The following is a 16,433-nucleotide window of genomic DNA, read 5'->3' on the forward strand; positions in this document are numbered from 1 at the left end:
TGCCAATTCCACCGGTAAACCGCTTAATGTTCCACGAGCCCGGGAAGGGTCTGGATAAAAGTGGTGCTCTGGCGGATGACGATCATTTTTTGCTGTGCGTCCTTTTTCTGTTTGTCCATCTGGAGTTGATGGTAAATCCGGTCGAGGATGCTGTAATTCAGCAGTGCGAAAATCTTGAAATCGAGTTTCTGGGCCGTATCCATGGCGGATTCCGCTGCGCGGATCGCTTTGTTGAACTCCTGGTCGTGCAGGTGGATTTGCGCGGCGATGATTTTCTGCAGCGTTTCGATGTGCTTGCCGTTGTAAAATTCGGCAGGATAATGTTTCAGGATACTGTCTACATGGCAGCTCAGCCTTCTGGCCGAATCCACGTCGCCGGTATGGATGTGCGCCTGGGCTTTCCAGCAGAGCATCATGAGGCGGAACGGGTCTGTCCGGTTGAAAAGGATACTGGGGTGTTGTTCGAACAGCCGGCTGGTGAACAATAGCAGCTGATGGTAATCTCCCATGAGGAGGAAAATGAAACAGAGCGCCCGGTACACCGCTTCTTCGCCGGTGGAAAGGGGTTTCTGTTTGCCGAAGTTCCAGCACGAGGCGTAATGATAGATCTTGTCTTTCATCTCTTCGTCGATCTGCCCGAATTTCAGGTATTCGTAGATGAAGAGGAACGCGGCGTAAGGGGTGATCCACATTTCGCCCGCGGGCTCGCCTGCACATAGCTTGCGGATGTTGGTCAGCTCGATTTCGCATTGCTCCGCATCCAGCTGCATCAGCGCCATCACGAACAGGTTGCACCGGATCTTCAGCCGGTCGTCTGCCGATTCGGCCATGTTCAGCAGCGTATTGAGCACCTTTCTTTTCTTGAAATGCATGAAATCGTCGGAGATGAACTGCCCGAACGGGTTTTTCCGGAAATATCCCGGCGGGAAAATGTTGGATAGCTGCTCCTGGTGCGCGCCTTCCTGCTGGTAATGCAACACTACGTATTCCAGCAGGTGCGCTTTTTCGGAAGTGGCCAGCGGCAGGCGGAAGAAATCCCGGATGCCGTCTGCCTGCCCGCGGGTGATCGCGTAGCGCAGCAGCCATTTGAATACGGCGATGCGGAACGGGCTCTGCGGGAAATCGGCCAGGACCACCTCCAGCAAGGGGGCGGAAACGTTCTGTTGGTGCAGGTTCACGTAATGCATGGCCGTGAAGTACTCCAGCAGGAAATTATGCGCGAAACGGACCTTCACGTTGAACATGATCTCCTGGCTGAGGTTTTCCTCCACTAATATATTATCCGCCAACAGCTCCTTATACGCCGGGAAGTAATCGGCGTTCTGGTTGAGGAGACTGCTTTTGTCGGTATATAAACCGGCCCTTCCCATATCGAGCAGCTTCAGCAGTTTTTCGATGAGCTGCATTTTGAAAGTGTTGGCCGGTGAATTGAAGACGCGGTTCTGGATGAACCGGGATATGATTTCGAACAGGCTGAGGTTTTCGTCGACGAATGAATGGTCGGGCGTGTTGCTCAGCTGGCAGAAAAGCTGGAGATAGTAAGGATGGCGGAGCTTCTGGAGGAAGCTGTCGGAAAAGAGGCGGACGGTGGCCGGGTCGAAATCGAAGTTATATAACACGGATTTGAGCTCCAGGTCTGTCAGCGGCGGGATGTTGGTGTTGGTTTCTTCGTCCATTTCCGTGCCGAGGTACCAGTATTTGCGGAAGGCGGGGTACTGGTGCGACTGGTGGAATACCTCTCCCCAGGTGCTGGAGCGGATGGAGAGGATCACTTTTACCCAAGGGTGGAGCTCGTTGGAGTAAACGAAATCTTCCAGTTTATTATATAGGAGTTTGAGTTTGTCTGCGCTCATGGCGATCTCGTCGAACCCGTCGATGATGAGGATGAGCCGGCCAGACCTTTCATCTGGGTGCTTGGTGAAATATTCGCGGAAGTTGTCGCCGTTGCCGAGGTTCAGTTGGTTATCGAGCCAGGAGGAGAGGGAGAATCCTTTGAGGAGGAGGCTGCCTGCGGCGTGGGCGTTGATGAACCAGCAGATGTCTTGCGGGCAGGCGGGCGATCTGCCGAACCAGTAATGTTCCGCGGCGTGCACGAGGGAGGTGGATTTTCCCCAGCCAGCCGGCGCGATGAGTACGGTGGCGGCGTATTTGGATTCGAGGAATTTCTCGATATGCTGGAGGCAATAACCGCGGGAGATGGTGTTGTCGAACGGGAGGCCGCAGCGGTTGCGGAGGGTGAGGATGGTGTAGTGGGAAACGGCGGACGCTTTGCGGCGAACGTCGTCCCATTTGGATGCATCCTGCCCCGCAGGTTGATCGAATTGCTTCTTGTAGAAATGGTTTTGAAAATCTTCCCAATCACGGAAGCGGCAATATTGCGCGAGCGTGTTGAGGGTGTAGCGGGAGAAGCTGTGTTGCGTAACGGCGAATCCGAATACCCTTTTGAGGGTAGTTTCACTAACCAGTTTTCCTGTGTGGTTCATGATAGCCTGCGTGAGATGCTTGCATTGATTGGGTTGCAGATTCTCGACGCCGAATTGCCGCAATACTTCCGACTGTAAGGTAATAATGAAGTCGTAGGACAGATCGATCATAAGGGCGTACAATTAATGGATTAGGATTATGGTATGCCGGGATCCTGATTGAAATGAATAAGTACGTAAAGGAATGAACGTTTGGATTTCGGTTTTTAACAAATGAACAGAATGAACAGATGTATGCATAGAGATAAGTTGTTTATAATTATCTGATAATCATGTCAATATAATATACTAACCCCTGCGGAAATTTTTTTAATAATCTGTGCTCCTAACTATTTTATTAACAGAGAGCCTAAAATGAACAGAAAGGATGAACGGGCGATGCATAAATATTTTGATTTGACCTGAAGGTGACAAGTTTTGTGAATGCGCCGCGATACAAAGTATGAACTGTTTTTGTTCAATATAATCAAAAATGAACAAAATGAACAGGATTTCTAATAATGAACGGAACGGCAGTTGTGTATTGGAATGAATAAGAATGGCCTATCGATTTCGCATCTCCGCCAGTTAATTTAGCATCGTTAAATCGCTTCGAGAATCCATGATATTAAACCGAAGAATGCATCCTATCAAAAACTGTTTATCGCGCGGCTTTGTAATCCTGAACCTTTTTGATGCAGACAGTCATTCTCCATTTTCATCATAGCCTCTGCAGCCAGAGTCGTTTGACCGGGAAACCCTGCTTCCAACCAAAACAGTAGTTCCTTCCCGACGTGTTCGAAAGATCAACACAAGCATAATATAAACCCAAACCATTGTCGTATGAGTTGTAATGTTACTCCGAATTGCTTATGGCGCTTCTTCCTCGTGCTGTCCGCAGCCCTGGTGCTCGGATGGAACGGAAACGCGCGCGCTGCAGCCCCTGCAGCATATAAACAATATTGGTGGTACCCGGAGAAAGCCCCGTCGCCCCTACCCGAAAACTGGTACGGGAGATCCCCGATGTTGCATGACGATGCCAGGCTATCCTGGCTAAATGTCATGTCTATACGTAGTTTCTTCGCCGCCGGGCCCATCTACTCCCGCGGCACTACGGCGTCCAACATCCTCAACCCGCTGCTTTGTATCGGTTGCTCGATATCAGATCCCAACTTCGCGATCGATAACGATCCCAACACCGCCGCATTATATAATATGGAGGTAGGGCTCATCGCAGAAATGGGCCAGCGGATCGTGTTCCCCGGCACCTACGAAGCGGGCGACAGCCTCGTGGTCGACTTCGCGCTGACCACCACCGGTTTGGTAGACGCTTCCGTGCTGAATAACGTTCGCGTGCGCACGTACCTCGGCAGCGGCAACACCGCCAAACAGGACATCAGGCTCGGCTCCGCCGTCAACGTACAACTCCTCGGCGTCGGCTCCACCGGTAAAAGAAGGGCCGTGATCCCCATCACCGGCCAGTTCGACCAGGTGGCCATCACCTTCGGCGGGCTCGTCAGCCTTTCGTACGACATGCAACTCTTCCAGGCCGCCGCCGTGGTGCCTGTAACGATTACCCCTGCCGCAGATCCGATCATCAGTCCCGCAGGCCAGGCCGCTACCATGACGGCCTCCCACCGCCTCGGCGCCGCTACCTTCCGTTGGTACGACGCGCCCACTGGCGGCACCCTGCTGAATACCGGCGCCACCTACGCGCCGGTGCTCACCCGCGGCGTCCATGATTACTATGTAGAAGCCACCACAACCGCCGATGGCCTCACCAGCATACTTCGTACCGGCGTTACCGTAGACGTAGGCGGCGGGCCCGGACTGCTCTGGAGCTACGGCGACCAGCAGGAAAGCCCCAAACTCGGCGGTATCTGCGCGCTTTGCTCGGTTGCCGATCCCGATAACGCGATCGATGCAGACCCCGCCACCTTCAGCACCATCTCCTCGCCCGTAGGCGTGGCCAGCACAGTAGGCCAGCTGATCAAGTTCCCGGGGATTTACCAGTCGGGAGACAGTATCGTCCTCGACCTGGAGCTGCCCGGCGTGCTGTACACGAAATCCATCCTCACCAATATTTCCCTCCAACCCTACCTCGGCGCCGCCGCCGCAGGGCCTTCCATCAGCCTCGGCACGGACCTTGTCCATGTTCAGGCACTGGGCGTCGGGCTGGGAGGTACCCCCAAATTCCGCGTGAGCGTTCCCGCATCCGCCTCCTTCGATGGTGTGCAGGTAAACCTCAACGCAGTACTGGCAGAACTTGCCACCCTCCGCGTATATGAAGCAGTAGCCATGATCCCCGTGGCCGTGAGCCCCGCGGCCCCCGTCGTTCCCTACGGAACTTCGGCCAGCCTCGCCGCCACGGTCCGCCCCGCCGGCGCCACGTTCAACTGGTACACCACCCCCACCGGCGGCTCGCCAGTGAGCACCAGCGCCACTTTCAACACCCCGAACCTCACCCGCAGCACCACCTACTATGTGGAAGCGGTTGCCAACGGCGTTACCAGCTACACCCGCACCGCAGTGCCCGTTAGGGTTGGCGGAACCGACGGGCCGCTCTGGACGTATGGCGATACGGAAACGAGCCCCGTCCTCAGCGGCGTTTGCGTGGGTTGCTCCGTTACCAATCCGCAACTGGCGGTAGACCAGGACACGACCACCGCGTCTACCATCAATCTCGCCGTGGGCGTACTTTCCAATGCAGGCCAGCTGATCCGCTTCCCGGGCAATTACCATGCGGGAGACAGCATCATCCTCGACCTGGGCATCCCCGCCGGCCAGTTGCTTTCACTGCAACTGCTGAGCGGCATCAGGGTAGAAACATTCAACGGCAGCACCGCCAACAACGATGCGGCCGCTTTCAATACCAACCTTGCGAACGCATTTGCGCTCGGTATCGGGGTGGGCCCCACCGGTAAGTTCCGGGTTAGCCTGCCAGTGAATGCCGATTTCGATGCGGTGCAGATCTCGCTGGCCCCGCTCATCGGCGGCCTGGCGAACCTGCAGGTGTATGAAGCCACGGCCACAATTCCTGTGGCGGTGAACCCCGCCATACAAACCGTTCCCTACGGAACATCCGCTACAATCACTGCCGCGAACCGGCTGGCTACGGCCACTTTTAACTGGTACACCACGCCCACCGGCGGTTCTCCGGTGTTTACGGGCGCCACTTTCAACACGCCCAACCTCACGGCAAAAGCGCGTTATTATGTGGAGGCCGCTACGCCAGACGGCAAGAAGAGCTTTACCCGAACCCTCGCCACGGTGAACCTCGGTGGCGGCGCCGGCCCGCTGTGGTCGTACGGTTTTGAAGAAGAAAGCCCGAAACTCGGCGGCGTTTGCCTGCTCTGCTCCGTATCCGACCCCGGCAACGCGGTAGACGGCAATCCCACCACATTCAGCACGCTGTCTTCGCCGGTAGGCGTTGCCAGCACCGTAGGCCAACTCATCAAATTCCCCGGTATCTATCAGTCGGGAGACAGCATCATCCTGGACCTGGAGCTGCCCGGCGTAATCTACACCAAATCGATCCTCACCAATATCACCCTGCAACCTTACCTGGGCGCTGCCACGGCAGGTCCGGCCATGAATCTCGGTACAGACCTCATTCATGTACAGGCGCTGGGAGTCGGATTGGGCGGAACGCCGAAGTTCCGTGTCAGCATGCCGGTCACTACTTCGTTCGACGCGGTACAGGTGAACCTGAACGCGGTACTTGCCGAACTGGCTACCCTTCGCATTTATGAAGCCGTGGCCATGATCCCCGTGTCCGTTACCCCGAACCCGGCCGTTGTGCCGTATGGAACGAGCGCGAGCCTCAGCGCAACGGTTCGTCCTGCGGGGGCTACGTTCAACTGGTACACCGCTCCTACGGGCGGATCGCCGGTGGGGACGGGCGCAACGTTCAACTCGCCGAACCTGACCCGCAGCACCACTTATTATGTAGAAGCAACCGCAGGCGGCGTTACCAGCTATGTTCGGACGGCCGTTCCCGTGCGGGTTGGCGGTGCCGACGGGCCGCTATGGTCTTATGGCGATAATGAAACCAGTCCTGTATTGAGCGGCGTCTGCCTCGGCTGCGCTGTCAATAATCCCGGGCTGGCGGTAGACGAAGACACGACCACCGCTTCTACGATCACCATCCCGCTGGGCGTGCTTTCCAATGCCGGCCAGTTGATCCGTTTCCCGGGGAATTATCATCCGGGCGACAGCATCATCCTCGACCTTGGAATTCCTGCCGGTCAGCTGCTTTCCCTGAATCTGCTGAACAGCATCCGGATAGAGACTTTCAACGGGACTACTTCCAACAACGATGCGGCGGCGTTTAGCACCGCGCTCGCCAATGCGCAGGTGCTGGGCATTCCCGTAGGGCCTACGGGTAAGTTCAGGGTAACATTGCCTGCCGGTGCAGACTTCGATGCCGTACAGATTTCGCTGGCCCCGGTAGTAGGCGGCCTCAGCAACCTGCAGGTTTACGAAGCCACGGCTATGGTGCCGCTGGCGGTTGCGCCTTCCGTGCAAACCGTTCCGCTGAATACTTCTGCCACTATTGGCGCTACCATTCGCCTGGGCAATGCCACGGTGAACTGGTACACCACACCCACCGGCGGCTCGCCGGTAGGAACGGGCGCCAGCTTCAATACACCGAATCTTACCCGCCAAACGTTTTACTTTGCGGAAGCCAGTACGCCGGATGGCAAGAAGAGCTTCGTGCGCACAATGGCTACGGTAAATGTGGGCGGTGGCCCTGGTCCGCTGTGGACGTACGGCGACCAGCAGATGAGCCCCGTCATCAGCGGTGTGTGCGTAGGCTGCAGCGTAACCGATCCTGCAAAGGCGGTAGACGAAGACACGACCACGTCTTCCCTCCTCAGCATGCCGCTGGGCGCGCTGGGCAGCATTTCGCAGGTGATACACTTCCCCGGCGTATACCAGGCTGGCGATAGCATCGCGCTGTTCCTGGAGCTGCCCGATCAGTTGTTTAGCCTTTCTGCGTTAGGTGGCCTCACCGCGCAGACCTATCTCAATAATGTTCCGAACGGAGACGCGATCGCGCTGAATAATAGTCTCGTAAGACTGGAGCCCCTGGGCCTCGGTGTTGGCAGCACGGGTAAATTCCGCGTAACGTTCCCGGTAGGAGCGAACTTCGATGGTGTGAGCATCGGAACAACCGCCGTGCTGGCCGGCCTGAGCGGGCTGCGCGTTTACGAAGCGGTCGCCTTCATGCCGTTGACCATCACGCCGCCGGCACCGGTAATCGCATCCGGTACCACAGCAACGATGACCGCCAGCGTTCGCGCACCGGGCGCTACCTATTCCTGGTTCACGCAACCGAAAGGTGGCACAGCGGTTGGCAATGCAGCGGCATTTACAACTCCGACACTTACGAGAACGAAACAATATTTCGCGGAAGCCTTCACGCCGGCAGACGGCAAACGGAGCTTCTCGCGCACCGCCGCCACGGTGACCGTGAACGGTGGCCCCGGCCCGTTGTGGACGTACGGCGACCTGCAGCAGAGCCCACTGATCGGCGGTATTTGCCTGGGTTGCGGCGTTTCGAACCCCGACCGTGCGGTAGACCAGGATACGACCACGGCATCGCAGATCACGATGACGGTGGGCGCACTCGGTACCGTAGGCCAATTGATCAAATTCCCGGGTACTTACCAGGCGGGAGACAGCATCGCGTTGTTCCTGGGTGTGCCCAACCAGCTGGTGAATGCACAACTGCTTTCCGGCATCAGGGTGGAAACCTATAGCGGCGACACGCCGAACGGGAATCCCATTACGCTCGATGCGGACATCGCCGACCTGCAATTGCTGGGGCTGGACGTAACCGGCGATGTGGCCAAATTCAAAGTGGTGATCCCGGCTACTACCGGCTTCGATGGCGTTCGGATAGACCTGAACGGTGTGGTGGCCGCGCTCGGCAGCCTGAACGTATATGAAGCGGCGGCGTTCGTTCCCGTAACGGTTGTTCCGCCGAACGCTACCGTTCCATTCGGTAACACGCAAACTTTCAATGCCTCGATCCGGTTCCCGGGCGCAACGTTCAGCTGGTACGAAACCCCGACCGGCGGCGTTCCCGTGGCAACAACGGCTACCTTCACCACGCCCACGCTGCTGAAGGATAAAACCTATTATGTACAGGCGGCAACGCCGGATGGCCTGACCAGCTTCATCCGCACCAGCGTTCCCGTCACGGTAACGGTTGGCCCCGCCAGTCCAGACCTGTCTTGCGGCCGTGGTGCAACTTCCACCGCTACCGGCACCGTAGGCGTTTGCCTGTTGTGCGGTGTGGATGATGCGGCACTGGCGGTGGATGCGAACCCTGAAACGGCTTCGTCGCTGCACTTGCCGGTAGGCTTGCTGGGCGGTTCCGTTTACCAGCGGATCTCCTTCCCGACCGTTAGCACGCCCGGCGACTCGCTGCGTGTGGTAGTGGGCTCCACCACGGGCCTGCTCGATCTGAACCTGCTTGCGGGCACAACGGTCCGTCCGCGGATCGGTGCCACTGAAAACGCGGCAGATGTGAGAACGCTGAACAGCGGCCTGCTGAACCTGCAGCTGCTGAACGGAGGCACGCGCAGTGTGATATCCTTCGCGCCCACAGCTGCATTCGACAACGTGGAAATCAGGCTCACGGGTGTGGTTTCTGCGCTGAATGAAATCAATGTATTCTACGTTCAACAAATAACCGCCCGCCCGACGATCGCCGCCGATACGGTGAACGTCTGCTCCGGTCAGACCGCAACGCTGAACGCCACTGTGCCTGCGGGCAATACGGTGCGCTGGTACAGCACGGCAACCGGCGGAACGCCGCTGGCAACGGGCGCATCGTTCGTTACACCGGCCATCACCGCCAATACGGTATACTACGCCGAAGCGGTATCCGGCACTACCAATTGCCCCAGCGAAACGCGGGTGCCGGTAGTTGTACAGGTAGGCCTGGCGGAAGTAACGGTGACCGCCAATTCCGTGACCATCCCGCAGGGCAGCACGGCAACTTTCACGGTGAATAGCCCGAACCCGGCGCTGACTTACAAATGGTACGACGTACCTGTTGGCGGTACGGCAATATTTACGGGCCCCAGCTTCACGACACCCGCGCTGCAATCTACGACCACTTATTATGTGGAAGCTACGAACGCAACGGGTTGCGCAAGCGCACAACGTGTAGCGGTGGTGGCAAACGTGACCATCACGAACCCGGATGTGCCCTGCGATGTAGCAACTACACAAGTGAGCAACGTGAACGGCATCTGTATCGGATGCTTCGTAGATAACCAGGGTGCGGCGGTAGACGCCAGTACGACCTCCGCTTCGTCGTTGCACGTGGTAGCAGGATTGCTCGGTGCTTACGCACAGCAGACGCTCATCTTCCCGTCGTCCAGCGATGCGGGCGACAGCGTTCGCATCCTCATATCCTTCCCGTCATCCCTGGCGGATGTGGGGCTGTTGGGTGGAACGCAGGTGGCTACCTACAACGGTACTACTTTCAACAACGACCGCATGGCGGTGAACAACAGCCTGGTGAACCTGCGGCTCCTCGCCGGCAATACCCAGGCAATTATCGCCTTCAAGCCCAACGCGGTGTTCGACCGTGTGGAAGTTCGCCTCAATTCCGGCGTGGCCACACTGATCTCCGCGCTGAACATACATTATGCGCAACGCCTCATCGCAGTGCCGGAAGTAACACCTGATACGGTGACAACCTGCGCCGGCGGTACGGCTACGTTCAACGTGACGCCGAAACCGAATACCCTGTTCCGCTGGTATACGACCCCTGCGGGCGGTACGCCGATCGCAACGGGCACTACGTTTACGACCGGCCCTGTTTCGGTGGATTCGGTATTCTATGTGGAAGCGGTGAAAACCTCCACCAATTGCGCGAACCCCGTTAGAACGAAAGCATTCGTGAAGATGGGAGCCGCTCCGGCCGCTCCGACCGTGGAAAGCACGACGGTGACCACCTGCGAGGGAACTACGGCCACGCTGCGCGCTACCGCTCCTGCAGGCGCTACCTTCAACTGGTACACAACGGCTACGGGTGGTACATCGGTATTCACCGGAACCAACTTCACCACGCCGGTGCTCGACAGTTCAGTGATCTATTATGTGGAAGGTGTTTCTGCCGGCGGATGCGCCAGCGCAACGAGAACGGCCGTTCAGGTGAACGTAACCGAGCGCCCGGCAGTACCCGACGTAACGCCCGCGAGTGCTGCGGTTTGTGTGGGTGGCAATGCAACGCTTACCGCCACATCCACAACGGCGGGTGTCGACTTCAAATGGTACAGCGACGCGGCCCTTACCAACCTGGTATTCACCGGGCCGGTATTCAATACTCCTGCGATCACGTCCAATACCACCTATTACGTGGTGGCCGCCAGCGGTCAATGCGTGAGCACCACCGCCCGTACGGTGAACGTACTGGTGGAAGCTCCGCCGGCTGCGCCGATCGTTTCCATCAACCCGGCATCGGGTACGGTGGAATACGGTCAAACCGCAACGCTGACCATTTCCACGCCGCAGGCAGGCGCCACTTATAACTGGTACCTCCAACCCACCGGCGGAAGCCCTGTCCATACAGGTAATTCCTTCACCACGCCGCAGCTCACGAACGCAACTACGTTCTATGCAGAAACGGTGTCTGCCGGCGGATGCGCCAGCAGCACGCGCACTGCGGTGACGGTGAACGTGAACCGTGACTTCAACCCGGGTTGCGACTTCGCCAACCAGGCTACTTCAAGCATCAACGGCGTTTGCCTGTTGTGCGCTGTGAATAATCCTGACAACGCGGTAGACAACGATACGACCAACTTCGCCAATATCTCCATACCGGTAGGTGTGGCCGGCGATGTAACGTATAACCTCGACTTCCCGTCGCTCGCAGCTGCCGGCGATACGGTGAAACTGCGTTTCGCTACTCCGGGCGGTCTGCTGGATGCTACCGCATTGGGCCGCATCGAAATCACTTCGTTCAACGGTAATACGTCCAACAACGACACCAGGGCGCTGAACAGTGCGCTGCTGCGTGTGGAAGTTTTGGGCGGCACCAATCAGCAAGTATTGCTCTTCAAGCCGACCGGTGCATACAACCGCATCCAGCTGAGGGTCCGCAGCCTGGTAGGCGCGCTGATGAACGTAAACGTTTATTATGCGAACAGGGTACTGGCTGCGCCGACCATCACGGCCAGCGACAGCACCATCTGCGCGGGCAGCACAACGGTGCTGACGGCAGTTGCGTCTGACAGTGCAACGGTACGCTGGTATACCCAGGCAACGGGCGGCACGCCGGTGTTCACCGGCAAGGTGTTCACAACGCCGGCGCTCAGTGCTACGACCACTTACTATGCTGAAAGCTTCCGCGCATCTACGAATTGCCCGAACCCCGCACGCACGGCGTTTACGGTGAACGTACTGCAGATCCCGCCGTCTCCTGCCATCATCGCAGGCGATACCACGATCTGCGCGGGCAACAACGCGATCCTGAAAGCGCGTCCGTCTGACCCGTCGCTCACCATTCGCTGGTTCGCTGCGGCATCCGGCGGTACGCCGCTGAGCCTGGACAGTGTGTTCACCACACCTGCCCTTTCGGCCAATACGACTTATTATGTAGAAGCATACAACGGTACCTGCGGCTCCGCGACCCGCACGTCTGTAACGGTGACGGTTAGCACGGCTCCGCCGGCGCCTGTCCTGGAAGCAGACAGCGTGGGCATCTGCGCCGGCGCCAATGCAACGCTGCGTGTAACCGCACCGGCAGCTGGCGTCGTGTATCGCTGGTACACGACACTTACGGGCGGTACGCCGGTGTTTGAGGGTGCGACCTTCATCACGCCTGCACTGAACGGTACTACGATATACTATGTGGAAGCCATCCGCTCAACGGGTGGTTGCCCGAACGCGGGCGGCAGGGTATCTGCTACCGTAACGGTGGGCACCACGCCTGCAGCGCCGACCGTAGAAAATGCGACGGTTGCGACCTGTGCCGGCACTTCGGCCACGCTGAGGGCAACTGCGCCTGCAGGGGCTACCTTCAGATGGTATACCCAGCAAAGCGGCGGTACGCCGGTGTTCACGGGAGCCACTTACATCACGGCTGCGCTCGACAGTTCCGTATCCTACTACGTGGAAGCGGTATCTGCCGGCGGTTGCGCCAGCGCAACGAGAACGGCCGTTCAGGTGAACGTGAGCGAACGCCCGGCTGTGCCAGACGTTACTCCGGGCAACGCAACTGTCTGCATAGGCTCATCCGCAGTGCTGACGGCTACCAGCACCACACCTGGTGTCGACTTCAAATGGTATAGCGATGCCGGCCTCACGAACCTTGTGTTCACGGGTGCCGTATTCACGACCCCGGCGCTCGGCGCGAACGCTACTTATTATGTGGTAGCCGTGAGCGGCCAGTGCACCAGCGCAACGCCGCGTACGGTAACCGTTACAGCGGAAGCATTGCCTGCATCGCCGGCGGTGACCATCGTTCCGGCAGGCGGCATGATCAACTACGGTCAAACCGCGATCCTGAGCATTACCACCCCGAACCCTGCACATACCTATCGCTGGTATACACAGGCATCCGGCGGTACGGCGTTCTATACGGGTACATCCTTCACCACACCGCAACTTGCGAATACGACGGTTTACTATGTAGAAGCCGTGACGGCAGGCGGTTGCGCGAGCGCGAACAGAACAGCGGTTACGATTAACGTGAACCGAGACTTCAACCCGGGTTGCGACTTCGCCAATGCGGCAACGTCCAGCATCAACGGGGTTTGCCTGCTCTGCGCGGTGAATAATCCTGACAACGCGGTAGACAACGATACGACCAACTTCGCCAGTATCTCCATACCGGTAGGTGTGGCAGGCGATGTTACCTATAACCTGACCTTCCCGGGCCTCGCCGCAGCAGGCGATACGGTGAAACTGCGTTTCGCCACCCCGAGCGGCTTGCTCGACGCAACGGCGCTGGGCAGGATCGAGATCACATCGTTCAACGGTGCCACGTCGAACGGCGACACCAGGGCGCTGAACAGCTCGCTGCTGCGTGTTGAAGTACTCGGCGGAGCCAACCAGCAGGTGGTGCTCTTCAGCCCGGGTGCTCCATACACCAGTGTGCAAATCCGGGTCCGCAGCCTGGTGGGCGCGCTGATGAATTTGAACGTGTACTATGCGAACAGGGTGCTCGCTTCACCGACCATCGCCACCAACAACGTGACGATCTGCGCCGGTACCAGCACTACACTGACCGCCACTGCGTCCGACAGTGCGACCGTCCGCTGGTACACCCAGGCAACGGGCGGCACGCCGGTATTCGTGGGTAAAGTGTTCAACACACCGGTGTTGAATACCACCACTACCTACTATGCGGAAGCCTATCGCGCATCTACTGATTGCGCCAACCCGATCCGCACGCAGGCCACTGTGAATGTATTGCCTGTTCCGCCGGCTCCGGCCATCATCGCCGGAGACACGACCATCTGCATCGGCAACAACGCCGTGCTGAAGGCCCGTCCGGCAAACCCGGCCCATACGATCCGCTGGTTCGCGGCCGCATCCGGCGGTACGGCGCTCAGCCTCGACAGTGTGTTCACTACACCGAACCTCACTGCGAATACGACTTATTATGTGGAAGCATACAACGGTACCTGCGGAACCGCTACCCGCGTGCCCGTAACCGTAACGGTAGCCACGCTGCCGCCGGCCCCGGTACTGGTAGCCGACAGCATCTCCATCTGCACCGGCGCAACGGGTACGCTCAGCGTACAGAACCCTGTTGCAGGTGTGGTATACCGCTGGTACAATGTAATATCCGGCGGCACGCCGATCTTCACGGGCAACAGCTTCGTGACACCGGCGCTGACCAACACGACCATTTATTATGTGGAAGCAGTCCGCTCCGCAGGCGGTTGCCCGAACGCGGGCGGTCGTGTAGCGGCCACTGTGAATGTGAACCAGGCCCCGGCGACACCGGTTGTGACCAACGCTACTACGGCGGTATGTCTTGGTAAGACAGCCACGGTTAGCGTTCGCAACCCGCAGGCCGGTATCACCTACAGGTGGTATGCGGCTCCGTCGGGCGGTGCGCCGATCTTCACCGGCCCCGTATTCAATACTCCGGCGATCACCGATACGATTTCCTACTTCGTGGATGCCGTTGGCATCGGCGGATGCACCAGTTCTGCAAGGGCCAAAGCGCATGTGACGGTTAACGCACTGCCGCCGGCCCCGACGGTACAGGCTACCAGCTTGTCTGTTTGTTTGGGTGGAAGGGATACGCTCCGCGTATTGAACCCCGCCGCAGGCATTACCTACAACTGGTACGATCAACCGGGCGGCACGCTCCTGTCTACAGGCGCCAACTTCCCGATCGGTCCGGTGAACGCAGCCGATTCCTTCTACGTTCAGGCTGTGAACGCTTCCGGATGCGGTAGCGCTGCCCTCACAAGGGTTACCGTTGCCGTTGCCGCCAACCCGGTTGCGCCGGTAGTGGCAGGCAGCACATCGATCTGCCCGGGCGACACGGTCCGTCTTTCGATCCAGAACCCGGCTGCGGGTGTGACCTACAGGTGGTTCAACGCCCCCGCGGGCGGTAACCTCCTGGGAACAGGCAGCACCTTCACCGCCACCGGTGTTACATCCAACGTTACCTATTACGCGGAAGCCCTCAATACAGGCGGCTGCGTAAGCACCAGCAGAACCGCGGTGCTGGTAACCGTGAACCCTGCTCCGCCGGCAGTAACGGTGGATGCAGCTACCAAATCCATCTGCATAGGCACCACCGCCACCCTGAATGTGATGAACCCGCAGGCCAACCTGACCTACAGGTGGTACGACGCCGCAACCGGCGGTAACCTGGTAGGAACGGGCGCATCCTTCACCACGCCGGTGCTCAATGCGAATAAAAACTTCTATGTACAAGCTGTGAACAGCAGCAATTGCGTAAGCGCCAGCCGCACGCAGGTAAGCGTTACCGTGACGCCGCGTCCCGGAACGCCGACCGTCACCAACGGCGAAGTAACGGTGTGCGCAGGTAACAGGCCTACGGCGAGCGTCAGCAACCCTGTGGCAGGTATTACCTACCGCTGGTACGATGCACCGATCGGCGGTACCCTGCTGTTTACCGGCAACAGTTATACAACGGCCGCTCCGCTCACGATGCGCGATACCATTTATGTGGAAGCAGTGAACGCAGGCGATTGCGCCAGCGGTAGCCGCGCACAGGTGATCCTCATCGCCACGGCGGCACCTGCCCAACCGGTAGTGGTTGGCGGCACCACGGTATGCGCCGGCGATACGGTTCGCCTCAGCATCCAGACGCCGCAGGCCGGCATCACGTACAGCTGGTACAGCACCGCAAACGGTGGCACGCCGCTGGCTACGGGCACCAGCTTCACGGTGAACGCCATCAGTGCATCCACATCCTTCTATGTGGAAGCGAACAACGGAACCTGCGCCAGCACGAGCAGAACGGTGGTAGCCATTACGGTGAACCCCGTACCAGGCTCCGTAACGGTAGACGCAACGGCGAAAACCGCATGCGCAGGCAGCACGGCCGTACTCAACGTAACGAACCCGCAGGCCAACCTGACCTACAGGTGGTTCAACGCCGCCAACGGCGGAACCCTCCTGGGATCGGGCACCTCCTTCACTACGCCGGTGCTGACCGGTAACACCAGCTTCTATGTGGAAGCGGTGAACGCCAGCAATTGCGCAAGCAACAACCGCACACAGGTGACGGTTACGGTATCTCCCGCTCCGGCTACCCCGACGGTAACCGCCGGCACGGTAACGGTTTGCGCAGGCAACCGTCCGAACGCGAGCGTGAGCAATCCTGTTGCAGGCATTACCTATCGCTGGTATGATGCTCCGAGCGGCGGCACCCTGCTGTTCACCGGCGCAAACTATACGTCTGCAACCCCGCTCACGATGCGCGATACCATTTATGTGGAAGCAGTGAACGCC

The 16,433-nt window shown here is 58.6% G+C and carries 2 protein-coding genes; one reads left to right on the forward strand and one right to left on the reverse strand.

Annotation, left to right across the window (positions count from 1 at the left end):
• Positions 1-23 precede the first annotated feature (23 nt).
• Positions 24-2,594 (reverse strand): hypothetical protein, encoded by a 2,571-nt coding sequence (locus ACQKLP_RS01835; RefSeq protein WP_427319506.1) that lies wholly within the window; start codon positions 2,592-2,594, stop codon positions 24-26.
• A gap of 930 nt (positions 2,595-3,524) precedes the next feature.
• Between ACQKLP_RS01835 and ACQKLP_RS01840 the strand changes: the two genes are divergently transcribed.
• A partial coding sequence (locus ACQKLP_RS01840) for an immunoglobulin domain-containing protein (protein ID WP_427319508.1) occupies positions 3,525-16,433 on the forward strand: 12,909 nt, incomplete at its 3' end.

The sequence above is a fragment of the Chitinophaga sp. NPDC101104 genome (assembly GCF_050277495.1).
Lineage (GTDB): Bacteria > Bacteroidota > Bacteroidia > Chitinophagales > Chitinophagaceae > Chitinophaga.

Bases quoted from the DNA above. Each gene is read 5' to 3' on its own strand.
- ACQKLP_RS01835 (WP_427319506.1), bottom strand. From the start codon at position 2,594: ATGATCGATCTGTCCTACGACTTCATTATTACCTTACAGTCGGAAGTA.